A 21,585-nucleotide genomic window follows, 5' to 3' on the forward strand; every position below is an offset into this window, starting at 1 on the left:
ACGGCGTGGTCTCGGTGATCACGCTGCTGCAGGCCCAGGCCGGTGAAACCCTTGAGCGGCTGATGGATTCGGACCCGGTGCGGGTCACCGCCGACGCCGACCTGACGGACGTGGCGCTGTTGATGGCCGACTTCAACCTCTACTCCATCCCGGTCGTGGACGAACAGGACCGCGTGCTCGGAGTGGTCACCGTCGACGACGTGCTCGAAGCGACCATCCCCGAAGACTGGCGCCGGCGTGAGCCCGCTCCGCGTCCCGTCCGCGAGCTCGCCCAACCCGGTGACCCCAACGCACGCGTACCGGGAGGTAACACGCCGTGACGGCAGGTCGCGAAGAGGCGGCCCACAGCGCGGTGCTCGACACCGCGCACCTGGGCGATATCGAGGGTGCGTTCGGAAGGATCAGCGTCGGCGAAACCGAGCACGCACGCACGTGGAAGACACGGTTGCTGACCCTGCTGGCGATCGTCGGTCCGGGAATCATCGTGATGGTCGGCGACAACGACGCCGGCGGTGTGGCCACCTACGCCCAGGCCGGGCAGAACTACGGCTACTCCCTGCTCTGGGTGCTACTGCTGTTGATACCCGTGCTGATCGTCAACCAGGAAATGGTGGTTCGGCTCGGGGCGGTCACGGGCGTCGGACACGCGAGGTTGATCAACGAACGCTTCGGCCGCGGCTGGGGCTGGTTCTCGGTGGGCGACCTGTTCTTGCTGAACTTCTTGACGATCGTCACCGAGTTCATCGGTATCAGCCTGGCCGCCGAGTACATCGGCGTCTCCAAATACGTCGCGGTGCCGGTCTCGGCAGTGGCACTGGTCGCGATCATGGCGAGCGGAAGCTTCCGGCGCTGGGAGCGCGCCATGTTCGTCTTCATCGCCGTCACCCTGCTGCAGATCCCGATGCTGCTGATGTCCCACCCGCAGTGGGCTCAGGCGACGAAATCCTTCGTGATACCGCGCATTTCGGGTGGCGTGAGCTCGGACGCGGTGCTGCTCATCATCGCCATCGTCGGTACCACCGTGGCGCCCTGGCAGCTGTTCTTCCAGCAGTCCAACGTCGTCGACAAACGCATCACCCCGCGCTTCATCGGCTATGAACGCGCCGATACCGTGCTGGGCGCCTTCGTCGTCGTCATCGGCGCGGCGGCGCTGGTGATGACGGGCGAATGGGCGGCACGTTCCACCAACACCATCGGCGGTTTCACCGACGCCGGCGCCACCGCACACCTACTCGGGGAACATCGGGGGACGCTCGGCTGGATCTTTGCGATCGTCCTGATGGACGCCTCGATCATCGGCGCCGCCGCGGTGACCCTGGCCACCAGTTACGCCTTCGGTGACGTGTTCGGCCTGAAGCACTCGCTGCACCGCGGATTCGCCGATGCCAAACAGTTTTACCTCTCCTACACCGCCATGGTGATGTTGGCCGCGGCCATCGTCCTCATACCGGGCGCTCCGCTCGGTCTGATCACCACCGCCGTTCAGGCCCTTGCCGGCCTACTGCTGCCAAGCGCCAGCGTCTTTCTGCTGCTGCTGTGCAACGACCGGGAAGTGTTGGGGCCGTGGGTCAATCGCCCCTGGCTCAACGGGGTCGCCGGGCTGATCGTCGGCACGCTGCTCCTGCTGTCCGGAATCCTGATGGCCACCACCCTGTTCCCCAAACTCGATGTCGTCGCGGTGGCCGGCTATCTGGCCCTGGTCCTGATCGTGCTCGCCGCTGCGGCGGCACCCGCGCTGCGCTGGATGGCCCGCCGGCAACCCGCAGCGCGCCCGGCACCCCTCCCGGCACGCGGAGTGGACCGCAATACCTGGCGCATGCCACCCCTGACCCTGCTGGAGCCGGTCACTTGGTCACCGGGCACCCGTCTCGGCATGATCGCGCTGCGCGGCTACCTGATCCTCGGCGCATTGCTATTGGTGGTCAAAGCAATACAGCTCAGTCACTGACCGCTTGTCGTATCCGACGGGCGACCTCGCCGTACCGCTCGAAACGCTCCGGATCGCCCGCGGCGTTGTAAAGCACGAGCCGCGTGGCCATTCCGGCATATTTCTTCCTCAGCGCGTCGGCCAACCCGTCCCACGTCGACTCGGTCGCAAAGACCGCGATGTGGTCATCGCTGACCTGGGCCGCCATTCCCGCGAAGTCCCCGGCCTTCTGCTTCTCCCGAATCCGGGCGGTCGTGCCCTCGAACCCGGCCTGGTCCCAGATGAACGCGTAATTCGGTGTGCTGCCGTAGAAAGCCATGCTGGCCCGCACCACTTCGCGTTGCTTGTGGAGCTCTTCGTCGCTGTCGCCGACGATGGTCATCACCGGGACGATCACCGCGAGGTCCGCTGGCGAGCGTCCCGCCCTCGCCGCTCCGTCGGCGATGTTCGGCAGGACGTGACGGGCGATGTAACCCGGCTCGCCGATCGGATGCACGTGCACCCCGTCGGCCACTTCGCCCGCCATCCGCAGCATCCACGGATTAACCGCTGCGATATCGACTTTCGGATCGGGCGCCTCGATCGGACCCGGGCTCCACTGCGGGGTGATGAAGTCGAGGTCATAGAAGTCGCCGTGGTGCTCGAGCGTCCCGGATCTAAACGCCGCGAAGCAGGCCTTGACGGCGAACAAGTAGTCGCGCAACCGGGGGCCGGGCCGCTCGAACGCCACGCCGTAGCGCCGGACGACGTGGGTGCGCACCTGGGTGCCCAGGCCCAGCCGGAAGTTTCCGCCGGTCGCTTCCTGAAGCTCCCACGCAGTGGCTGCCGTGACGAAGGGGCTGCGCGGGAAGGCCACCGCCACGCCCGTGGACAGCTCGAGACCGGGAGCGGCCTGCGACGCGACGGCGGCATTGAGGTAGGCCGTCCGGCCAGTCTCGGTGAACAACAGGCCGGAGAATCCGGCGGATTGCGTTCGCCGGGCCAGGTCGCCGATCTGGTGTAGCGGCTGAGGGACCGTCATCGCGTCGACCTGCATTCCTCGGAGCCTACGTGGGGCCGAGCGCTGTTCGGGCCGCGGGACAACCGCGGCGGCAATATCCGCCTCTTGCTCGGCGGCCGGTGCACGGTGTTAGCTCTGTAGGCAACAGCAACCACAGCCGTTTCGCTAATGGGAGGATTTCGAACATGCTTCGTGGATTGGTCGTGGCCGGAGCAATCGCAGTGGGAATTGCCCTGGCTCCCCCGGCCCTGGCCGCCCCGTCGACGACGACAACCACGACGACGACCTCACCGACGGCGGGTGGCAGCGTTTACTACCCGAACTGCAAAGCGGCGTGCGCCGCCGGCGCCGCCCCGATCTACGCGGGGCAGCCGGGATACCGGGCACCGCTCGATCGCGACGGCGACGGCATCGCGTGCGAAGTCTGCCACTGACGCTGGGGCACTCGATGTCCATGCCCACGGTGCGATGGCTCGCCGTCAGCTCGATGGCCTGTGCCGGTCTCATGGCGTGCGGATCGCAGCACGTCGCACCACCCAACGCCTCCAGTTCGAGCGCGACAAAGTCGTCGACGCCTCCGAGCTCGAGCGCATCTAGCTCAGTCGCCTCGCCCGCCACTACCAGCACGCCGGCTTGCGTCGGTTTATCGATATGCCCGCCACCGCCGCCGGATGCCGAGGGAAATCCGGCGTGCTATTACGCCGACGGGTGGCGCGCCGATTCCTCAGGCGCCGGGATCGAGGTGTGGTACTTCCGTGACCCGCAGAACCCGTCCCAGCCGGCCAAGATCACGGCGCTGGTGCGCAAGAAGGATGGGACCAACGAATCCCAGGACGCCGACATCGCCGCCGACCAACAAGTGCACCGGTTCGGATTCCCCAGCGTCGCGCCGTCAGCGGTGCAAGAGGTGTTGCTCAGCAGCGTCAGCGGCCGCTGCTTCGTCATCGGCGGCTGACGCCCGCGTGCTCAGCGCCTCGGGGGACGGTGGCTCACCGGAGCGGTAAAGCCTTGGGTGTCGTCGAAGTGAGCCCAGTGCCCGTCGTCGTTGACCTCCATGCGCCAACCCAGCTCGGTACTGCCGCCGATCGAATGGGTGAACCAGGCGTGCGCGGACTCCGCGCTGGCGAAATCCTTCGTCGCGACGACCCGCCCACGTGGGTCGATGACGCGAAACTCAGCCATGGGAGGTGATTATCCCTGCCAGCGGCTTTTCAATCGAGCTAATCGCCCATTTGCCGACAAAGCCGACAGCGAACAGAGTTCCCGCGGATCTGGCAAATCCTGGACTACACGGTCCGGGTCAAGCGGTCGGCGAGCAGCTCGGCGAACCTGGCCGGATCGTCGAGCACGCCGCCCTCGGCGAGAAGCGCTGTGCCGTAAAGCAATTCGGCGGTCTCGGCAACCTCAGCAAGTGCGGCGTCGCCGTCCGCCTTCTTTTGCGCCTCGCGCAGGCCGGTGACCAGGGGATGGTTGGGATTGAGTTCGAGGATCCGCTTACCGACCGGGATGTCCTGCCCGGACGCACGGTAGAGCCGGGCGAGCGCGGGGGTGATTCCGAAGGCGTCGGTGATCAGGCAGGCCGGCGAGTCCGTCAGGCGGCTGGAAAGCCGAACTTCCTTGACGTGTTCGCTCAACGTCTCCTTCATCCAGGTCAGCAGGTCGGCGAATTCCTTCTGCTGTTCCTCGCGCTCGGCCTCGCTCTCGTCGCCTTCGGAGCTCAGGTCCACCTCGCCCTTGGCGACCGACTGCAGCGGTTTGCCGTCGAACTCGGTCACGGTGCCCACCCAGACTTCGTCGACCGGGTCGGTGAGCAGTAGGACTTCGTAACCCTTGGCTTTGAACGCCTCCAGGTGCGGCGATTTCAGGATCTGTTGCCGCGTCTCCCCCGTGGCGAAGAAGATCTGCTCCTGGCCGTCCTTCATGCGCTCCACGTACTCGGCGAGTGTGGTGGCCTCCTCCTCGCTGTGCGTCGAGGCGAACGAGGATATCTGCAGCAGGGTGTCCCGGTTGTCGAAGTCCGACAGCAGCCCCTCTTTGACGACTCTGCCGAACTGGGTCCAGAAGCTGCGGTAGTCGTCCGGCCGCTCGGACTGCAGTTCCTTGATGGTGGAGAGGACCTTCTTGGTGAGGCGCCGGCGAATCGCCTTGATCTGCCGGTCCTGCTGCAGGATTTCGCGCGACACGTTGAGCGACATGTCCTGTGCATCGACGACGCCCTTGACGAAGCGCAGGTATTCGGGCATGAGCTGGTCGCAGTCGCCCATGATGAACACCCGCTTGACGTACAGCTGAATCCCGGTCTGGGCGTCGCGGTTGAACAGGTCGAACGGCGCGTGGGACGGGATGAAGAGCAAGGCCTGGTATTCGAAGGTGCCCTCGGCCTTCATCGCGATGACTTCGAGCGGGTCATCCCAGGCATGCGCGATGTGCTTGTAGAACTCCTGGTACTCCTCCTCGGAGACCTCTTCCTTGGGCCGCGCCCAAAGCGCCTTCATCGAGTTGAGGGTCTCGGTATCGATGACGACCTCTTCGCGGGTCTCTTCGGAGCCTTCCTCCACAGGAACCTGGATCCGCCGTTCGACCTCCATCCGGATGGGCCAGGCGATGAAGTCGGAGTACTTCTTCACCAGGCCCCGGATCTTCCACTCCGAGGTGTAGTCGTGCAGCTCATCCTCGGCGTCTTCGGGCTTGAGGTGCAGCGTGACCGACGTTCCCTGCGGAGCGCTCTCGACGGCTTCGATGGTGTAGGTGCCCTCGCCGCTCGACTCCCACCGGGTCGCTTCGCTCTCGCCGGCCTTGCGGGTGAGCAGTTCGACCTTGTCGGCGACCATGAAGCTCGAGTAGAAACCGATGCCGAACTGACCGATCAGTTCCTCCGAGGCGGCTGCGTTCTTGGCGTCCTTTGCCTCCCTTAACTGCTGGCGCAGTTCGGCGGTCCCCGACTTGGCCAGGGTGCCGATCAGACCGACGACCTCGTCCCGCGTCATACCGATGCCGTTGTCACGGATGGTCAGCGTGCGTGCGTCCTTATCCACCTCGACCTCGATGTGCAGGTCGGAGGTGTCCACGTCGAGGTCCTTGTTCCGGAAGGCTTCCAGCCGGAGCTTGTCCAATGCGTCGGAGGCGTTCGAGATCAACTCCCGCAGAAACGAATCCTTATTGGAGTAGACGGAGTGGACCATCAGATCCAGCAACTGTCGGGCCTCTGCCTGAAACTCCAACTGCTCGACACGCGCGTTCATCGGCATTCCCTACATTTCTCCCAGGACATGACGTTTCAAATTTACCGAGGTGCGAAGTGCTCGTGTCCGGGGGTCGCCCGTAGCGATCACGTCGGGCCTACGCTGAACAGATGTCTGTTGCCCAACGCGAACGAGCCGCCCTTGTCGACACCCTGCGCGGCGTGGGACCCGATGCGCCCACCCTCTGCGAAGGGTGGAAGACGCGGGACCTCGCCGCCCACCTCGTCATCCGGGAGTACCGGCCCGACGCCGCTCCGGGCATCGTCATCCCCTTCTTCGCCCCGCACACCGAGAAGGTGCAGGACCAGACAGCCGAGACCGAGTGGGACGAGCTGGTGGACAAGGTCGCGTCCGGCCCGCCGGTGTACTCACCGTTCAAGCTCCTCGACGCGGTGGCCAACGTCGCCGAGATGTTCATCCACCACGAGGACGTGCGCCGCGCCCAGCCGGGCTGGAACCCGCGCGAGCTGGAGCCCGCCCTGGCCGCCAGGCTGCGCCGAACCCTGCCCCTGATGGCCCGGGTCACGCTCGCCAAGGTGCCGGGCCGGGTGGCGTTGCGTACCCCGGAGGGCAAGACGCTGCTGACTGCGGGCCGCGGCCCGGCCGTCACGGTGACCGGTGCGCCCGAGGAGCTGCTGCTGTTCGCGGTCGGGCGCTCCGCGCGAGTCGAGTTCGACGGCGACGCATCGGCGGTACAGGCCGTCCGGGATGCGCCCAAAGGGCTGTAGCCCGGCTTCACCCGAAGGTTTCGCGGAGCTCTTTCTTGATCACCTTGCCGAATTGATTGCGCGGCAGCGCATCAACGATCACGAGGCGCTCGGGATGTTTGTAGCGGCTCAACCCGTGTGAATGACAGTGCCGCACCAGCGATTCCAACGACGGGCCCTCGGCCGACGCCGGCACCACCACCGCGCATACGCGCTCACCCGTGCGCGGGTCGCGGATGCCGATGACCGCGACGTCGGCGACCGCGGGATGGGTGGCCAGCACATTCTCGACTTCGAGGGCCGACACATTCTCCGCGTTGCGGATGATCGCATCCTTGATGCGGCCGGTTACGCGGACGTTGCCGTCCTCGTCGACCAGCCCGAGATCACCTGTGCGGAGCCAGCCGTCCTCGTCGAACGCGTCGGCGTCGAGCGTTGCGTCCGCGTACCCGAGAAAGCACTGGGGTCCCTTGAGCCGCAGCTCACCTTCCTGCCCGACGGGCAGTTCGGCTTCATCGCCGCCGACCACCCGGACGCTGACCCCCGCCGTCGGCGCGCCGACGGTGTGGTCGAGCGACTCGGGCGCGGCGCTGAGCGATGGTGAGGCCGCGACGGGGAATTCGGTGAGCCCCCACGCGTTGGCGATGCCGGGCAGGCCGAAGGCCTCGCGGATTTGACGGCCCAGTTCGGCCGTGATCGGCGCGCCGCCGGCCAGGCAGCCGCGGAGGAAGGGGAATAGCGGCTGGTCGCCATGGGCTCGTTGGGCCTCGAGGAAGCCGACGAAGAACGGGGTTGCCGTGCCGAGGAAAGTCGGGTTGTGCGCCGCGATGGAAAACGGTGTCGTCGCCGGGTCGAATACCTCAAAGAGCGCCAGCCGCATGCCCGTTCGCAGCGCGGCGGCCAGCATGACCGCCCCGCCGATGTGCGCGACCGGAAAGGCGATGGGATCGACGTCGCTGCTGGTGATGCCGATCGCGCTGACCAGTCCGGTTGCGCCGGCGATCACCGATGCGTCGGTATGGCGGATTCCTTTGGGCGCCGCGGTGGTTCCCGACGAGTAGTAGACCCAGCGCGCGTCGCGGGCGGACGCCGGCGGCGGCCCAAGCGCGTCAGTGGCCGCGCGGGGCAGTCGAAGCTTGCCGTCGTCCGGCGGCGTCGCCAAGTCAACGGTGATGACTTCGAAGCCCCGCGTCGCGGCCAGGTTCCGTGCCAGCGCACCGTGCTCGAATCCGCGCCAAAGGTCGGGCACAACAAGGTATTCCGAGGACAGCTCCCCGGTGATGAAGCCGACCTCGTGCTCTCGCAGTATCGGGATGATGGGATTTTGCACCGCGCCGATCCGGGCCAGCGCCGCCATGACGACCATGGTCTCGAGCGTGGTCGGGAGCTGCCAGGACACGACGGTCCCCGCGCGAATCCCCCGTTCGGTGAACGCGGCGGCGGTCACGCACGCGGCATCGTGGAACTCACGGGTGGTCAGGCTGCGCCCCTGGTCGTCGGCGAGCAGTGGCCGCCGCGAGGCCCGCGCCGCGTCGGCGATCAACGTCCAGTAGGTCGCGTCGCTTCCGATGCTCATTCGTTCGTCGGATTCACCTGCGTCGGGCGGAATCCGGAATGGGCTATCGCGACCGACACACCACTGCCGATGGGCCCCTCGCGGTCGACGAGCACGGCCGAGCCGGTGGCCACGCCCTCATGGCTGTAATGCGTCAGCGACGCCATGCCGATGTGGGGCCCTTCGGGTAGCCGGCTCAACGTGAGGGTGTAGTCGGCGTTGATGAATTGCAGACCGTTCGTGCCCCAATTGGCAAGGGAAGCCGTGATATCCGCCGCCATGGCGGCACGGGTGAAGGCAGTGAGCGGTTCGCCGTCGATGAGTGAGCGTGTTTCATAAAGCCAGGTGTATTTCGGGCCGGAGGTGTCGACCCATTCGGGATCGCGATTCTGCAGTTCGGTGCCCCAGCCGTAGGTGCGCATGAAAAGCGTGGGTTGCGCGTCGTCCTCGATGGGCAGTGGCGGCATCTGCAGATTTGGCGACCACACCTGCCCCTCTGGCTGAGGGCCGCGCCGCAGAAACAAGGCGCTCCCCCGCGCGACGGGGACACCACGCTGGGTGAGAACGGCCTCAACGAGGCGCAGCCGCCGACGATCGTGGCGCACGGTGGTCTGCACCTCGATGGGTTCCAGCGCGGCCGGTGCGGGAAGGTCGACGGTCAGCCGGGCGGGTTGCAGTTGCGGGTCGTCGACCGCGCGTTCAACGGCCCAGCCCAGCAGTCCGCCGACCACGTGCCCGCTGAGCGAGGGACCCCACCCACCGCGCGCGATCGGATTTGGCACGAAACGGCTTTCGTCGCGCAGGAAGTACGGCGTCTGCGCCGCTGAATCAACGTCATCCGGCACGAAATTCGTTACGGTCAATGCGCGGCGCTCCGCCCAGAGTTGGAGTCCCCCGTGTGGGGATGGCAACAGTTGATATTACTGTTTAAGTTCCAGTCCCCCGGGGCCGACCTGTCTCAGGTCAATCCCCTAACCGAGCAAGGGTGTTGGCACCCTTAGGCGATCGCTGCACCGACCAAGTGGCCGATCACGTAGGTGATCGACAATGCGAGACCGCCTCCGATGACATTGCGGAGGACCGCCCGACTCTTGGGCGCCCCACCCAAACCGGCCGATACCGCCCCGGTGAGCACCAGCGCGGCGAGTACCGCGGCCACGGTGACCGGGATTCTCCACGTCGCGGGCGGCGCCAAGATCGCGACCAACGGCAGGAGGGCGCCGACTGCGAACGACAGCGCCGAGGACGACGCGGCCTGCCACGGGTTGGTCAGCTCCTCGGGATTGATACCGAGTTCGACTTCGGCGTGGGCGAGGAGCGGATTGTGGTCGGTGAGTTCCTCGGCCACGGTGCGCGCGGTCGCGGCGTTCAGGCCTTTGGCTTCGTACAAGGCGGCAAGCTCGTCCAGCTCGGCGGCCGGATCGTCACGCAGCTCCTGGCGTTCCTTGTGCAGCAGCGCCTTCTCGGTGTCCCGCTGGGTGCTCACCGACACGTATTCGCCCAGCGCCATCGACACGGCCCCAGCGACCAGTCCGGCGGTACCGGCCGTCAATACCGGAGCGCGTTCCACCGTCGCCGCCGCGACTCCCACCACGATGCCCGCCGTCGAGACGATTCCATCGTTGGCACCCAGGACTCCGGCGCGCAACCAATTCAATTTCGATGACACCGAACCCGAATGCGGTTCGGACGGATGCGGATGCGACGGACTCGACACGGCCGCAACGATATACATCAATACCCCGCTCGACTAGGAAACATAGCCTTTCCAAAGCGGCTAGGGGGCTCTCGGCCTCGTCGGGTCTCCTGGCGGCCGTGCCAGGCCGACGTCGATCCGTGACACATAAACCTCTGCGGCGACACGCCGTCGCGGGTCGCAATGGTTCATATTTCGCGGTTCCCCGCGCGGGCCGTCCATCTTCCGCTACGTCAACACGCAGGTCGGCGCGCCCAGAAGTTCTGCTTGGGCCACACACAGCCGATACATAGGGAAGCTATCTACGGTCGGTTTGTGTAAGGGGGATTCCGAGGAATTCACTAGTAGTTAGACAGGTGAAGGACTATGAAATTCAAGCAAATACTTGGGGGGATAACCGTCGCCGGCGCCCTGAGCGCCGCAGCGTTCGGTATGGGTGCCGGTGTCGCCAACGCCGCGCCGGGAGCGCCACCGCCCGGTCCGGCCGGCAATCATGGTGGGCCGGCTCCTGGGGGTATCCATCCGCCGAACGCGCCCGGGGACCCGGGCGGGCCCGGCGGCCCTGGCGGACCCGGCGGCCCGGGCGGACCTCCGAGTGGGCCGGGTGGACCAGGCGGGCCCGGTCACCCCGGCGGACCTCCCGGTGGACCGGGTGGACCCGGCGGACCCGATCATCCGGGTGGACCTGGCGGACCGAGTGGACCTGGCGGCCCCGGTGGAGCCGGTGGACCCGGTGGACCCGATCATCCGGGCGGGCCCTGGCACGGAGACGCCCAGCGCGGTTACTTCCGCGGCGCCCCGTGGGGTGACGGGCCGGCACCTTGGGGGCCCGGTGAGCCGCCGCGGCCCGCGTGGGACCGGCCACTCCCCCCGCCCGGCGGGCAGTGGGGATATGGCCCGATCAACTACTGGGGCTATCAGGAGACTCCCGTGTGGGACCCCGGATTCAATCAGTGGGGCTTCTGGTTCTTCGGAGTCTGGATTCCGCTGTAAACAGCAGTGACCACAACGCCCGCTTCGCCACCAGGCGAGGCGGGCGTTGTGCTGTCAACCCCCGACCCTGTGCCGGAGTGCGGTTTAGACATGACTGCGGGGCTGACCAGTGCGACCTCAAATACGCTACACCGCAACAGGACCCGTCAACATCCCGTCAACAGCGCGGTAGACCTGCCACCACTTTCGCCGGGGCGAAGCGGTAGGACTTTTCTCAAATTCTGGACTGCTGGCGGCAATCGGGCATCGTGACCCCGGTTAGGAGACACCAAGCGTCGACGCCACAGGAATATGAATTTCAAAATTCACTACGCCCTATGAACTTCGGTGCATCACAATAGCCTCGACGCAGTGGCAAAGGTGGTGCGCTCGTGATGGAGGGTGTCGACTTCCAACTGCTATTCGAGTCGGCCCCCGGCCTATTCCTTGTAGTGGATCCCCACCTGCGCATCGTGGCGGTCACCGATGCGTACACGCAGGCGACGCTGACCGAGCGAGCACAGATTCTGGGGCGCGTCATCTTCGACGTCTTCCCAGACAATCCCAACGATCCTGATGCCGAGGGCGTCCGTAACCTGCGGGTGTCGCTGGATCGGGTGCTGCGCGAGCGCGTCGCCGATTCAATGCCGGTACAGCGCTACGACGTCAGGCGCCCCGACGACGAGTTCGAGGAACGATTCTGGAGTCCTACCAACTCGCCGATTCTCGACCCCGACGGCAATGTCTGCTACATCATTCACCGCGTCGAAGACGTCACCGAGTTCGTCCGCCTCCAAGCGTCCGACGCCGCCCAACAACAGGAGACGGCCGCGCTGCGCGCCACCACCCAGCAGATGGAACAAGAGGTCTTCGCCCGCACCCACGAAGTTGCCGAGGCAAGCCGCGAACTCAAGGAGACCAACGCCGAACTAGCCGATCTCTATGCGCGGGCGAAAGAACTCGACGACCTCAAAAGCCAATTCTTCGCGAACGTCAGCCATGAACTTCGCACGCCATTGATGCTCATCCTGGAGCCCGCCCGCAAACTGCTCGCATCCATCGATGCGCAAGACCCCGCACACGCCGATCTCGAACTGATAGCGCGCAACGCGCAGTTGCTGCTGCGTCACGTCAACAACCTTCTGGACGCGGCCCGGCTGGAAAGCGGTGCCGTACAACCGAATTACACCGAAGTAGATGTCGCGGAGCATGTTCGCCTGGGCGCGTCGTTTTTCGAATCGCTTGCCGTCGACCGCGATATCGACCTCATCGTTCACTCGAACCAGCCCATCCCGGCCGCGCTAGATCCCGAGCACCTGCAACAAATGGTGGTGAATCTGCTGTCCAACGCCTTCAAGTTCACCCAGCCCGGTGGCACAGTGCGGTGTTCGGTCTCGGCCGCGGCCAATGATCGAGTCGTCATCGAGGTGGCCGACAGCGGTCCGGGGATACCGCTCGAACACCGGGGGGTGGTGTTCGACCGGTTCCGGCAGGTCGAGGGCGGACCCACCCGCTTAGTCGGCGGCACCGGGTTGGGACTGAGCATCGTCCGCGACCTGGTGGGCCTTCACCGGGGCCGCGTGACCATCACCGACGCCCCCGAAGGCGGAGCGCTGGTGGTCATCGACCTTCCGCGGGCTGCGCCCGCGGGCCTGCCCGTGCAGAGTGCGGGTCCACGTAACGCTGACGGCATCCGAGCCAGTGCCGCCGGAGCGATCGCCGAACTGAGCCGCAGCCCAGATGCGCTGGTCCAGCCCGACCACGACAGCACGGATTCCAAACCCGTCGTCGTCGTAATCGAAGATAATGCCGATCTCAATGCCTTTGTGTGCCAAGCACTATCACAGCGGTATCGGGTCAAGGCGGCATTGGACGGCCGGTCGGGATTGGAGCTGGCGCGCGCGCACCGCCCGGACCTGATCGTGTCCGACATCATGATGCCCCAACTGAGCGGAGAGCAGGTGCTGGCCGAAGTCCGCGCAGATCCGATGCTCGCCAACACACCTGTGCTGATACTGACCGCCCGCGCCGACGATCGATCGCGGCTGGCACTGCTGGAAGCCGGAGCGAACGACTACCTGCCGAAACCATTTCAACTCGGTGAACTGCAGGTTCGCGTGGACAATCTGGTGAATCTGCGGCGCGCCGAAGCCCACCTGCGAACGCTGCGAGTCGTCGTCGAACGCGAACGCATCGCACTTGAATTGCACCGCACCGTGGTACAGGAACTGTTCGCCATCAGTTTGAAACTCAGCGGCGTCTTACCACTGGTTCGAGTCCCGGGCGTCGCCGACCGTATCCGCGAGACGGTCACTGGGCTCGATGCCGTCATCAACGAGGTCCATAACGCCATCAATCAACTCGACATACCGGCCGAGGACGCGACAAATTTCCGGCTACGCATCTCGGAGCTGATCGGCGAAGCCTCGGAAACCCTAAACGCAAAATTCCAGGTTTCCTTCGCCGGACCCCTGGACACCATCGACAAAGCGATTACCGGTGCGGTCAACGACGCTGTGCAGCAACTCATGACAGCAATCCTCCGGCACGCGACCGCCGACGAGATCATCTTGCGGGCCAGCTACGAAACCGAGCTCGTCATTACCGTGATCGCGAAATCCGGCGCAACCGCACGCCTGGCCGTGTCCACTGATCGTTCAGCGCTGCTGCCCCAGCAGCTCGCCGACCGCGGGGCACGACTGGACATCGCGACGCCGGACATCGGTGAGACGGCGTGGACATGGACGATTCCCATGCCCGACGGCCCGCAGGCCGACCGGTAGAAAATCTCAATTCTCGGGACTTTTGGCCTCTTGAACGGGGCCTAACGCCATGACCAGCCGTGCCGTCTGGCCCTCGTCTCCGGGGTCTCGGCAACGAAACATTGAGGTCACGGTTCAGTTTCCGCCGTACGAAGACTCTCGTCCGACTAAACAGGAGGAGCCGCGGCAATGCCTAATACCCCGCCGCAAGCCCGAGAACCTCGCATAACCCTCCTCTACGCCGGCACACTCGTCGTCGCCGTGGTGTCGGGCATCCTCGCATTGGTCGCCCTTGCAGCCGGCTCGCCACTCCAGTTCGGTGTCACGGCGGCGGTATTCGGCGCCGGGTGGATCGCCACCGATTTCATTGAACGGACGGCTGAGCGCGGGCAGGAGCGTTTCGCTCGGCAATGCGCCGTCGCCCGGCCAGTCCCCGGCTATCGGCCCTCCCGCGTCGTCTACGGCGGTGGCTGCGAGCATCTCTCGCGACCGGCTCCGCGCGTCATGAGCAGGCTAGCCGCCTGACGATCGCTCAGCTTTTGGTGCCGACGGTGATCAGGTCCGAGATGATCCGCGTCAAGGCCGGACGCGGGATGCGGTGCTGATCGCTGATCACGAACCCGGCGCCTTCGAACAAAGCCCTCATCTCCGCAGGTGACGCATTGTGTTGCGGTTTCCACCTATTCGCCGAGGGTGCCTGCAGCCGCGGTTGCCGCGTGCTCAGGGCCGCGACGGCCACCAACCCGCCGGGCGCCAGCACGCGGTGGAATTCGCGCAACGCCGCCGGCTGGTCGAAGAAGTGGAATGCCGATGTGGTCACCACGGCGTCGAGCGCACCGTCGTCGAAGGGCAGCTGCTCAGCCGGGCCGCGCAACCACTGCACACGGTCGGTTCTGGCACGCGCCTGGGCGAGCATGCCGTCGGACATGTCGACACCGTAGATCTCGTCGGGCTGCAGCTCGCGCGCGATCCGATCACTGAGGATGCCCGTGCCGCAGGCGATATCGGCGATCTTGCGGGCATGGTGGGCGCGCAACCGCGCAATCACCTCATCGTGCGGCGGGCGGTAAACCCACTGCTGCAGGACCGGCAGATCGTAGGCCGGAGCGAGAAAGCTCCAGAGCCGAGTGACCGCGTCGTTGAGCCCTCGTCGACTCGGTGCCGTCACGCGCTCAGCACCGAGCTGTAGTAGACGGTGTCGGCGACTGACACCGAGTCGTTCGTCTGCGGAATCGCCGCCAGCCCACCGTCCGCCAGCAGCTCACTCATCTGGGTGCCGACCGTCTGCCACCCCACGTTCTTCAGGTAGTCGGCGACGTCGTTGCGCTCACCCTCGAAACCCAGCTCCTCCCAATCCAGCTCGAAGCCGTGGTCGCGCCATTTGGCGGTGGCCCTGCGCATCATTTCTCGCGCTTTTTCGACGTCCTGCTGCGGCCGGTCCGGGATGGCTTCGACAGCTAACCTGCTGCTCTCGGCGCTCAGCGCGGAGATGTTGTCCAGCAAGCGGTCCTGAGCCTCTGGCGGCAGGTACCCGAAGAGGCCTTCCGCGATCCACGCGGTCGGGCGGCTCTTGTCAAAACCGGCATCCACCAACGCTTTCGGCCAGTCACGTCGCAAGTCAATTGCGACGGTGCGCAGGTCCGCCTGGGGGGCGGCGCCCAGCTTCGCCAGGGTGGTGGTCTTGAACTCGATCACCTCCGGCTGGTCGATTTCGAACACCGTCATGTCGGCGGGCCATTCCAGCCGGTAGGCGCGCGCGTCGAGGCCGGACGCCAGGATTACCGCCTGACGGATCCCGGCTTGCGCCGCGTCCTGAAAGAAGGTGTCGAAGAACCGGGTCCGGGCGGCCATCGCCACAGGCATGTGCTCGAGTTTCCAACCGGATTCGTGGTCGTCGACGTCGGCCGCGACAAGGTCGCCGTCGACCCATCGGGTGAAGAAGTCTACGCCCACGGCGCGAACCAGGGGTTCGGCGAACCGGTCCTCGATCAGCGGCTTGTCGGCCTTGGTCGCGATCGCCCGGGCCGCGGCGACCATCGTGGCCGTCGCGCCCACACTGGTGGCCAAATCCCAAGTGTCATTGTCCGTGCGTGGCATGCGTTTGGTCCCCTCGGTCTAAGCGATACTTAGCCAGTGTAACGACCGCAAGGGGCGATAAGTTCCCGAGCATTTCGCAGCAGGTTGCCGCGCGGCTCGGGCGTGCGGCTACCGAGCCCTACCCCGGACCGGGACCACCCGGGCCGCCAGGACCACCCGGACCACCGGGCCCGCCCGGTCCGCCGGGGCCACCCGGGCCGCCAGGACCACCGGGTCCGCCCGGCCCGTTCACGGCGGGGACCCAGGGCACGCATTGATGCAAGTCCACGCTCCACACAAACCCCACAGCGCAATTGGGGTCGGCCCGGCCGATCGCCGGCGCCGTGACTGCCGACAACATCGCCAATGCGAGGGCGAATGCGCCGAACGCCCAGACCCGTACCAACTGCTTGATTGTCATACCGGTCTCCTCCCGAGCCCGACATTCATTTTGCGACACGCAACCCATTGGCGGTGCTGTTATTCGGTAACCAGTTCGAAGACCGGGATGACCCGGTCGGTGCGCTCCTGATACTCGCCAAACCCGGGCGCCCGCTCGACGACGATCCGATAAACGGAATCGCGCTCGCCGCCAGGTAATTCGCGCACAGTCGCCGGCTTGGGGGCCCGCTGCGCGCACCGGTCGACGTCAACAGCAGCAACGGGAAGCCCTCGAACTGTCCACCCACCTTGCCCCCGTTGCGGCGGAATTCCTCGACATTGCGCTCATTGAAATCGCGCTCCGACTGCATCGCATCATCGACCATCACCCCATCCTGGCATGGGCATCCGGCCACCGAGCGGCCCAAGATTGATCGCCGTGGAATCCGGGTATCACCTGGGACATCCCATCGGGGGGGTATCCGCTTCCGTAGAAACGAAGTGAGCACGAGATGGTCGGCCGGCTGGACAGGCTGCAGCGCCAAAACCGCGTCGCGGGTGTGGTGATCGGCGTCATTTACAAATACCTCGACGATCAAGGCGGTTACCTGTCCGCCCTGATCACCTACTACGGGTTCGTGTCGCTGTTCCCGCTGTTGCTGCTGTTGACGACCGGCCTCGGGGTCATCCTGGCCGGACGCCCCGACCTGCAGGGACAAGTGCTGCACAGCACCTTGAGCCAATTCCCGGTCATCGGCAGTCAGCTACATGAGCCCGCCGGGCTCAGCGGAGGAACCGTCGCCGTGGTCGTCGGCGTCCTTGGCGCGCTTTACGGCGGTCTGGGCGTCGGGCAGGCGGTGCAGAACGCAATGGACTCGGTGTGGGCCGTCCCGAGGAACAAGCGTCCTGACCCGATTCGCTCACGCCTGCGCAGCTTGATGCTGTTGTTGGTCCTCGGCTCGGCGGCCCTCGCCGCGACCGCCTTGTCTGCCGCCGGCCAGGCCACGGGGGCGCTGGGCGCATTCGGAAAGATCGGCGTCGCACTGGTCGCCGTGGTGATCAACGCGTTGATCTGCCTGGTGGCATTTCGCGTGACGACCGCGCGAGACCTCACCTATCGTCAAGTCTTGCCGGGAGCGCTTGCGGCAGCCGTGATCTGGCAGATATTGCAGTGGGGCGGTGCCGGATACATTCGCCACACGGTCAAGACGGCCAGCGCTACCAACAGCGTCTTCGCATTGGTGCTGGGATTGCTGGCCTTCCTTTTCCTGATCTCGTCCACGCTGGTCGTGTGCGCCGAGATCAATGTCGTTCTGGTGGAAGGGCTTTACCCGCGCGCCTTGCTCACGCCCTTCACCGATGACGCGGAACTCACACCGGCTGACCGCAAGACCTACACCAAGAAGGCAAAAGCCGAGCGGGTCAAGGGCTTTCAGCGCGTTAGCGTCAGGTTCGGCGACCTCCGCCGCAAGGCGGCCGGCCCCCCGACGCCGACCATCCGCAGCCGGTCCGCAGGCTAGTCAGTCACCACGTCCGGTTTGTTGCTGCAGTTCGTCGATGAGCTCCGACGCTTGCGCCTTCGTCAAATCGTCGGAAACGTCGCGCCCTGCTTCCTGGGCCAAGGTGTGCACGTAGCTGCGCTGGGGACCGGTCATCGGTTCGTCCCCGGTCACCCACTCGGACGTCTCCTTCTCGGGATTTTCGCTTGGCGCCTGCCGGTTGTCTGTCATGTTCTTCACCTCCGCGACGAGGGATAACCATCGCACGTACGTTCGAAACATGGTGATTTGGAAGAATCGCTGCCATGTCGCGTTCCTTCGGCATCCTGGTCGAATCGCCCGCCAGCGTTGAACAGATCCATACGACGTTCGGCCGCGAGGACTACTGGCTGGCCCGCCTGAAAGCCAGCAACGCTCCCACGACGCTCGATTCGCTGGTCGTTGATACCGACGGCACCGTGACAGTCCGCGCCACCCAGCACGTGGCCCGCCAGTTAATGCCCACGCTCATTGCCAAAGCCGTCCCCGGCGAGCTGAAGATCGTCCACAGCGAGACATGGCGACCAGCAGGCGACGGCGAGGTCCGCGGGCAAATCACCGTCGTGAGCTCCGGCGGCATCGGATCGGGCCGTGCGGAAGCCTGGATGGCGCCCGCGGGCAACGGCGCGCGCCTGCGCTTCACCGTGGAGGTGGCGGTCAGAATTCCGTTGGTGGGCCGCAAATTCGAGAAATCGATGGAAGCCGACCTGACTAAGAGCATCCCCGCGCTACAGCACTTCACCAGCACTTGGATCGCCGAAAACCCCTGACGCAGCGCCGGAAGTTCGTCAGTTTTCCGATGTCGGCGACGCGGGATCGACGGCAACCAGTTCGGTGAGGCCGCTGATGGTGAGGATCGGCATCAAGATCGGATGGGCGATCAGGTGGATGTGGTTGGCGTGGGTGAACAGCGCGTTGATGGCGGCGCTGTCGAGGTATTCGACGCCACTGAGGTCGACAGTGAGCGGACCGCCGCCGGGGGACTCCCCGCTCGCGCTGGTAAGGGCCTGGACGAAGGCGTCGATGTTGCTCAGATCGATCTCCCCCGCGGCGACCAACGTCAGTTTCCCGTCGTCGCGGCGCGCGGTGTCGAGGGTGAGCAACGTGGGCATCATGTGATCCTCGCGGATAGGTGAACCGTGGTCCCGGCGGCGTCGGGGCTGATGGTGACGTCGTGCATGAGCCCTCGCATGAGAGCGATACCCCGGCCCCGATGGGGATAGCTGGCCGGTTGCGGAACCTTCCACGAGCCGGTGTCGGTGATGGTCAGCTGCACCTGGTCGACCAATGCGGTCGCGCCCAGGCTGATCGTGCCTTCCGGCTTGTCGCGGTGACCGTGCTCGATGGCGTTGGCGACGGCCTCCCCGGCGGCGACGAGCACGTTCATCGCCTGTTCCGGGTCCAGACGGGTCCGTGTCAACCAGGTGCGCAACGCGGTTCGCGCCGGGGCGAGGTGGCTGATGTCGGCGGGGAACGTCAGCTCCAGCGGCGCGGGATGGCGATAGAGCATTAGGACGACATCATCCTGGTAGCCGCCGTCGGGGGCCAGGCCGGACATGATGTCGTTCGCCAAGTCGTCGAGCGTGGACGCGCGGCCGTCCTGCACCAGCCCTGCTGCCCGGGAGATCCCCTGTCCGAGTGCGGTGCGGCGGCGTTCGACCAGCCCGTCCGTGTAGAGCAGCAGGGTCGCGCGCGCCGGCAAGGTCACCCGGGCCTCCGGGCGGGACCAGCCTGCACGTACTCCCAGCGCGATGGTGTGGCCGTCATCGAGGATCTGGGTGGTGCCGTCAGCGTTGACCAGGATGGGCGGCGGGTGCCCGGCGCTCGAATAAACCAGCTCACCGGTCTCCGGGTTGAGCACCGCGCAGACGGCGGTGGTGCACTGGGCGCCTGGCAGCCGCGCGGCGAAGCGATCCATCCCGGCAAGAGCGGCGCCGGGGCTCGGGTTCTCGAACAGCAACGCGCGGCAGGCGCTGCGCACCTGACCCATTACGGTGGCGGCGGCGAGGCCATGCCCCACACAGTCGCCGACGACCATTGCGATGCGCCCGTCCTCCAGGTCGACGACGTCGTACCAGTCACCGCCCACCTGCAGAGGCCGGCTGGCGGCCTGATAGCGGACCGTGAAACCGTGCGGCAGATCGGCCGGGCCGAGGATCGCGTGTTGCAGCGCCAGGGCGGTCTCGCGCTGCTGGTCGACCTGATGGACCCGCTGCAGCCCCTGGCCGAGCCGGCCTGCCAACACCGTGAGCAAAGTTTGGTCCTCGAGGGTGAACGCGCGTCGCTCGGCCAGATCGATCCAGACGACGAGCACGCCCTCGGGGTGCTGCAGCGCGATGCCGGCCGTCCCGGCTTCCCCCGTGCTGGTGGTGAGCAAGTCACCGTCGCGCAATGCGCTGAGCATCTGTTGGGTACGGGGCGGCAGGTCGCCCCACTGCGCGGGCTCGCCGACCGACACGACCTGCGGCGCGCCATAGGCGGTTCCCGTGGAGGAACTGGGGGTCGGAAAGGTGACGGCCAGAACGCGGCGGGCCCGCCACAAACGGCGCAATTCCTCGGCGGCGGCGTTCACCGCGTCGTCGACGGTGTCCGCCTGGGCGAGTTCCTGGTTGAGCGCGTGTTCACGACCCGCCGCCAACGCCAGGGCGATAGCCGCGTGCCGGGCGAAGTCGCTGACGAGCTCGAGGTAATCGTTGCCGAATGGCGACTGCTGGGGGTCGCGGGCGACGGCGATGACGCCCAGCACCGCGCCGTCCGCGATCAGCGGCATGACGATCGCCGAGCGTTCACCGACGTCGGTGAATCCCTCGATCGGATATTGAAAGGATTCGGTGATCAGCGGTAGCCCGCGCCGCGCGACACCGCCCGTGGTGGAGCCGTCCATCGGCACCTGGCGACCGATCACCGCCGAGGAGTACCGCCCCGCCGTCGCAGCCACCACCAGGGTGTCAACCTCGTCGGCGGGCAGATCGGGTTCTTTCGGAACCAGCAAAATCGCCTGTTCGGCGCCGGCCAACTCCAGCGCCCGGTTCACGATGAGTTGCAACGGCCCGGTCTGGGGGTCGCCCGACAGCAGCGCGGTGGTGATCTCGCGGCTGGCCTTCGTCCATCTGGCCGTCTCACGTTCTCGCTCGAACAGGCGCGCGTTGTCGATGGCGGCCGCCGCGGCCGTCGCCAAGGCTCGCACCGCGGCCGCCTGGGAGTCGGAGAAGACTCGGCCGGTCCGGTCGTCGGCGAGGTAGAGGCTCCCAAAGTCCGCGCCGCGCACGGTGATCGGTAATCCGAGGAGGGCCCGCAAGGGCGGATCGTGGGCCTGCAGCTTGGCGGCCTGCGGATGAGCACTCACATCCTCGAGGCGGAGACCCTCACCGACCGGCAGATCGCCGAGCCGCCGGGCCGTGTCGTCATCGATTCCCGCGCGGACGAAAGTGGCCAGGGCGCCGTCGGCAGCGCGGATACCCAGGGCAGCGTAGCGGGAGCCGGTCAGCTCCAACGCCCCCTTCACGATCCGGCGCAACGTCACGTCCAGGTCCAGATCAGAACCGATTTCGCTGATGACCCGCACCAGTTGTTCCATCTGGTCGCGGGCCTCGACCAGCTCGTCGAGCTGCTCATGAATCTGGCTCACCAGCTCACGCCGGCCATGCCAGGTGAACGCCGATCCACCCCCTTCGTTGCCCATGGATACAAACCTAACTGCTCACAGTCGTAAGCATTCCAGTGGCGGTG

22 protein-coding genes and 1 pseudogene are annotated in these 21,585 nt (G+C 66.1%); 11 read left to right on the forward strand and 12 right to left on the reverse strand.

Annotation, left to right across the window (positions count from 1 at the left end):
* Both A5781_RS17325 and A5781_RS17330 read left to right on the forward strand, forming a co-directional pair.
* The coding region (locus tag A5781_RS17325) for a CBS domain-containing protein (RefSeq protein WP_156624744.1) at positions 1–320 on the forward strand (320 nt) is incomplete at its 5' end.
* Positions 317–1,948: an Nramp family divalent metal transporter gene (locus A5781_RS17330; RefSeq protein WP_067208816.1), complete on the forward strand. Its 1,632-nt coding sequence runs from the start codon at positions 317–319 to the stop codon at positions 1,946–1,948. The genes A5781_RS17325 and A5781_RS17330, both read left to right, overlap by 4 nt.
* Here the strand turns inward: A5781_RS17330 and A5781_RS17335 are convergent.
* Positions 1,938–2,963, reverse strand: coding sequence for a TIGR03617 family F420-dependent LLM class oxidoreductase (locus A5781_RS17335; protein WP_067208819.1), 1,026 nt, complete (start codon positions 2,961–2,963; stop codon positions 1,938–1,940). The two genes, A5781_RS17330 and A5781_RS17335, sit on opposite strands and share 11 nt — an antisense overlap.
* A gap of 149 nt (positions 2,964–3,112) precedes the next feature.
* On the opposite strand from A5781_RS17335, the gene A5781_RS26575 reads away from it, so the two are divergent.
* The 3 genes from A5781_RS26575 to A5781_RS26295 all read left to right on the forward strand — a co-directional run bounded on the left by A5781_RS26575 (position 3,113) and on the right by A5781_RS26295 (position 3,882).
* Entirely contained in the window at positions 3,113–3,361 is a 249-nt protein-coding gene (locus A5781_RS26575) for an excalibur calcium-binding domain-containing protein (protein ID WP_369817748.1), read from the forward strand.
* Positions 3,362–3,395: 34 nt separating this feature from the next.
* Positions 3,396–3,524, forward strand: coding sequence for a hypothetical protein (locus A5781_RS26455; RefSeq protein ID WP_255360832.1), 129 nt, complete (start codon positions 3,396–3,398; stop codon positions 3,522–3,524).
* Between the two features lie 145 nt (positions 3,525–3,669).
* The gene (locus tag A5781_RS26295) at positions 3,670–3,882 is read left to right on the forward strand and encodes a hypothetical protein (protein ID WP_231990741.1); all 213 of its coding nucleotides are present in this window, start codon (positions 3,670–3,672) and stop codon (positions 3,880–3,882) included.
* An 11-nt stretch (positions 3,883–3,893) separates the two neighbouring features.
* On the opposite strand, the gene A5781_RS17350 is transcribed toward A5781_RS26295, so the two are convergent.
* Complete coding sequence (locus tag A5781_RS17350; RefSeq protein ID WP_067208828.1) at positions 3,894–4,109, reverse strand: hypothetical protein; 216 nt, start codon at positions 4,107–4,109, stop codon at positions 3,894–3,896.
* A 104-nt stretch (positions 4,110–4,213) separates the two neighbouring features.
* Positions 4,214–6,169, reverse strand: coding sequence for a molecular chaperone HtpG (gene htpG / locus A5781_RS17355; RefSeq protein ID WP_067208881.1), 1,956 nt, complete (start codon positions 6,167–6,169; stop codon positions 4,214–4,216).
* 110 nt (positions 6,170–6,279) lie between these two features.
* On the opposite strand from htpG, the gene A5781_RS17360 reads away from it, so the two are divergent.
* A complete protein-coding gene (locus A5781_RS17360; protein ID WP_067208831.1) occupies positions 6,280–6,897 on the forward strand; it encodes a TIGR03085 family metal-binding protein in 618 nt (205 codons plus the stop codon).
* A gap of 7 nt (positions 6,898–6,904) precedes the next feature.
* Here the strand turns inward: A5781_RS17360 and A5781_RS17365 are convergent, their stop codons facing one another.
* From A5781_RS17365 to A5781_RS17375, 3 genes are all read right to left on the reverse strand, one after another.
* Positions 6,905–8,452, reverse strand: a complete 1,548-nt coding sequence (locus tag A5781_RS17365) for a class I adenylate-forming enzyme family protein (RefSeq protein ID WP_067208834.1) — start codon at positions 8,450–8,452, stop codon at positions 6,905–6,907.
* Positions 8,449–9,234 (reverse strand): thioesterase family protein, encoded by a 786-nt coding sequence (locus A5781_RS17370; protein ID WP_067208884.1) that lies wholly within the window; start codon positions 9,232–9,234, stop codon positions 8,449–8,451. The genes A5781_RS17365 and A5781_RS17370 overlap by 4 nt, the downstream gene beginning before the upstream one ends.
* Before the next feature lie 194 nt (positions 9,235–9,428).
* Positions 9,429–10,166, reverse strand: coding sequence for a VIT family protein (locus A5781_RS17375; RefSeq protein ID WP_197503883.1), 738 nt, complete (start codon positions 10,164–10,166; stop codon positions 9,429–9,431).
* Positions 10,167–10,493: 327 nt separating this feature from the next.
* Here A5781_RS17375 and A5781_RS26300 point away from each other — a divergent pair, with 327 nt between their 5' ends.
* The 3 genes from A5781_RS26300 to A5781_RS17390 all read left to right on the forward strand — a co-directional run bounded on the left by A5781_RS26300 (position 10,494) and on the right by A5781_RS17390 (position 14,386).
* The gene (locus A5781_RS26300; RefSeq protein ID WP_082939402.1) at positions 10,494–11,120 is read left to right on the forward strand and encodes a chitin-binding protein; all 627 of its coding nucleotides are present in this window, start codon (positions 10,494–10,496) and stop codon (positions 11,118–11,120) included.
* 374 nt (positions 11,121–11,494) lie between these two features.
* On the forward strand, positions 11,495–13,882 hold the full coding sequence (locus A5781_RS17385; RefSeq protein ID WP_067208841.1) for an ATP-binding protein: 2,388 nt from the start codon (positions 11,495–11,497) through the stop codon (positions 13,880–13,882).
* A gap of 168 nt (positions 13,883–14,050) precedes the next feature.
* Positions 14,051–14,386, forward strand: coding sequence for a hypothetical protein (locus tag A5781_RS17390; RefSeq protein WP_156624750.1), 336 nt, complete (start codon positions 14,051–14,053; stop codon positions 14,384–14,386).
* 7 nt (positions 14,387–14,393) lie between these two features.
* On the opposite strand, the gene A5781_RS17395 is transcribed toward A5781_RS17390, so the two are convergent.
* The 3 genes and pseudogenes from A5781_RS17395 to A5781_RS17405 form a co-directional block, all read right to left on the reverse strand.
* Positions 14,394–15,029 carry a class I SAM-dependent methyltransferase gene (locus tag A5781_RS17395; protein ID WP_067208847.1) on the reverse strand — a complete coding sequence of 212 codons (636 nt, stop codon included), beginning with the start codon at positions 15,027–15,029 and terminating at the stop codon, positions 14,394–14,396.
* Positions 15,026–15,958, reverse strand: a complete 933-nt coding sequence (locus A5781_RS17400; protein ID WP_067208850.1) for a class I SAM-dependent methyltransferase — start codon at positions 15,956–15,958, stop codon at positions 15,026–15,028. The genes A5781_RS17395 and A5781_RS17400 overlap by 4 nt, the downstream gene beginning before the upstream one ends.
* A gap of 459 nt (positions 15,959–16,417) precedes the next feature.
* Positions 16,418–16,704: pseudogene (locus tag A5781_RS17405) on the reverse strand (nitroreductase/quinone reductase family protein).
* Positions 16,705–16,830: 126 nt separating this feature from the next.
* Between A5781_RS17405 and A5781_RS17410 the strand changes: the two are divergent.
* Positions 16,831–17,838 carry a YihY/virulence factor BrkB family protein gene (locus A5781_RS17410; RefSeq protein WP_067208854.1) on the forward strand — a complete coding sequence of 336 codons (1,008 nt, stop codon included), beginning with the start codon at positions 16,831–16,833 and terminating at the stop codon, positions 17,836–17,838.
* Here A5781_RS17410 and A5781_RS17415 read toward each other — a convergent pair whose 3' ends face one another.
* Positions 17,839–18,048, reverse strand: coding sequence for a DUF3072 domain-containing protein (locus tag A5781_RS17415; protein WP_067208892.1), 210 nt, complete (start codon positions 18,046–18,048; stop codon positions 17,839–17,841).
* 74 nt (positions 18,049–18,122) lie between these two features.
* On the opposite strand from A5781_RS17415, the gene A5781_RS17420 reads away from it, so the two are divergent.
* The gene (locus A5781_RS17420; protein WP_067208857.1) at positions 18,123–18,626 is read left to right on the forward strand and encodes a DUF2505 domain-containing protein; all 504 of its coding nucleotides are present in this window, start codon (positions 18,123–18,125) and stop codon (positions 18,624–18,626) included.
* A gap of 18 nt (positions 18,627–18,644) precedes the next feature.
* Here A5781_RS17420 and A5781_RS17425 read toward each other — a convergent pair whose 3' ends face one another.
* The gene (locus tag A5781_RS17425) at positions 18,645–18,968 is read right to left on the reverse strand and encodes an STAS domain-containing protein (RefSeq protein WP_067208895.1); all 324 of its coding nucleotides are present in this window, start codon (positions 18,966–18,968) and stop codon (positions 18,645–18,647) included.
* A complete protein-coding gene (locus A5781_RS17430; protein ID WP_067208861.1) occupies positions 18,968–21,538 on the reverse strand; it encodes a SpoIIE family protein phosphatase in 2,571 nt (856 codons plus the stop codon). Before A5781_RS17430 ends, A5781_RS17425 begins: the two co-directional genes overlap by 1 nt.
* Positions 21,539–21,585 lie beyond the last annotated feature (47 nt).

The organism is Mycobacterium sp. 852002-30065_SCH5024008, assembly GCF_001665645.1.
Lineage (GTDB): Bacteria > Actinomycetota > Actinomycetes > Mycobacteriales > Mycobacteriaceae > Mycobacterium > Mycobacterium paraffinicum.

Coding starts and splice junctions, on each gene's coding strand:
- A5781_RS26575 (WP_369817748.1), top strand. CDS start 3,113: ATGCTTCGTGGATTGGTCGTGGCCGGAGCAATCGCAGTGGGAATTGCC.
- A5781_RS17385 (WP_067208841.1), top strand. CDS start 11,495: ATGGAGGGTGTCGACTTCCAACTGCTATTCGAGTCGGCCCCCGGCCTA.
- A5781_RS17420 (WP_067208857.1), top strand. CDS start 18,123: ATGTCGCGTTCCTTCGGCATCCTGGTCGAATCGCCCGCCAGCGTTGAA.
- A5781_RS26300 (WP_082939402.1), top strand. CDS start 10,494: ATGAAATTCAAGCAAATACTTGGGGGGATAACCGTCGCCGGCGCCCTG.
- A5781_RS17335 (WP_067208819.1), bottom strand. CDS start 2,963: ATGCAGGTCGACGCGATGACGGTCCCTCAGCCGCTACACCAGATCGGC.
- A5781_RS17390 (WP_156624750.1), top strand. CDS start 14,051: ATGCCTAATACCCCGCCGCAAGCCCGAGAACCTCGCATAACCCTCCTC.
- A5781_RS17375 (WP_197503883.1), bottom strand. CDS start 10,166: ATGTATATCGTTGCGGCCGTGTCGAGTCCGTCGCATCCGCATCCGTCC.
- A5781_RS17430 (WP_067208861.1), bottom strand. CDS start 21,538: ATGGGCAACGAAGGGGGTGGATCGGCGTTCACCTGGCATGGCCGGCGT.
- A5781_RS17350 (WP_067208828.1), bottom strand. CDS start 4,109: ATGGCTGAGTTTCGCGTCATCGACCCACGTGGGCGGGTCGTCGCGACG.
- A5781_RS17400 (WP_067208850.1), bottom strand. CDS start 15,958: ATGCCACGCACGGACAATGACACTTGGGATTTGGCCACCAGTGTGGGC.
- A5781_RS17365 (WP_067208834.1), bottom strand. CDS start 8,452: ATGAGCATCGGAAGCGACGCGACCTACTGGACGTTGATCGCCGACGCG.
- A5781_RS17415 (WP_067208892.1), bottom strand. CDS start 18,048: ATGACAGACAACCGGCAGGCGCCAAGCGAAAATCCCGAGAAGGAGACG.
- htpG (WP_067208881.1), bottom strand. CDS start 6,169: ATGAACGCGCGTGTCGAGCAGTTGGAGTTTCAGGCAGAGGCCCGACAG.
- A5781_RS17360 (WP_067208831.1), top strand. CDS start 6,280: ATGTCTGTTGCCCAACGCGAACGAGCCGCCCTTGTCGACACCCTGCGC.
- A5781_RS26455 (WP_255360832.1), top strand. CDS start 3,396: ATGGCTCGCCGTCAGCTCGATGGCCTGTGCCGGTCTCATGGCGTGCGG.
- A5781_RS17410 (WP_067208854.1), top strand. CDS start 16,831: ATGGTCGGCCGGCTGGACAGGCTGCAGCGCCAAAACCGCGTCGCGGGT.
- A5781_RS17425 (WP_067208895.1), bottom strand. CDS start 18,968: ATGCCCACGTTGCTCACCCTCGACACCGCGCGCCGCGACGACGGGAAA.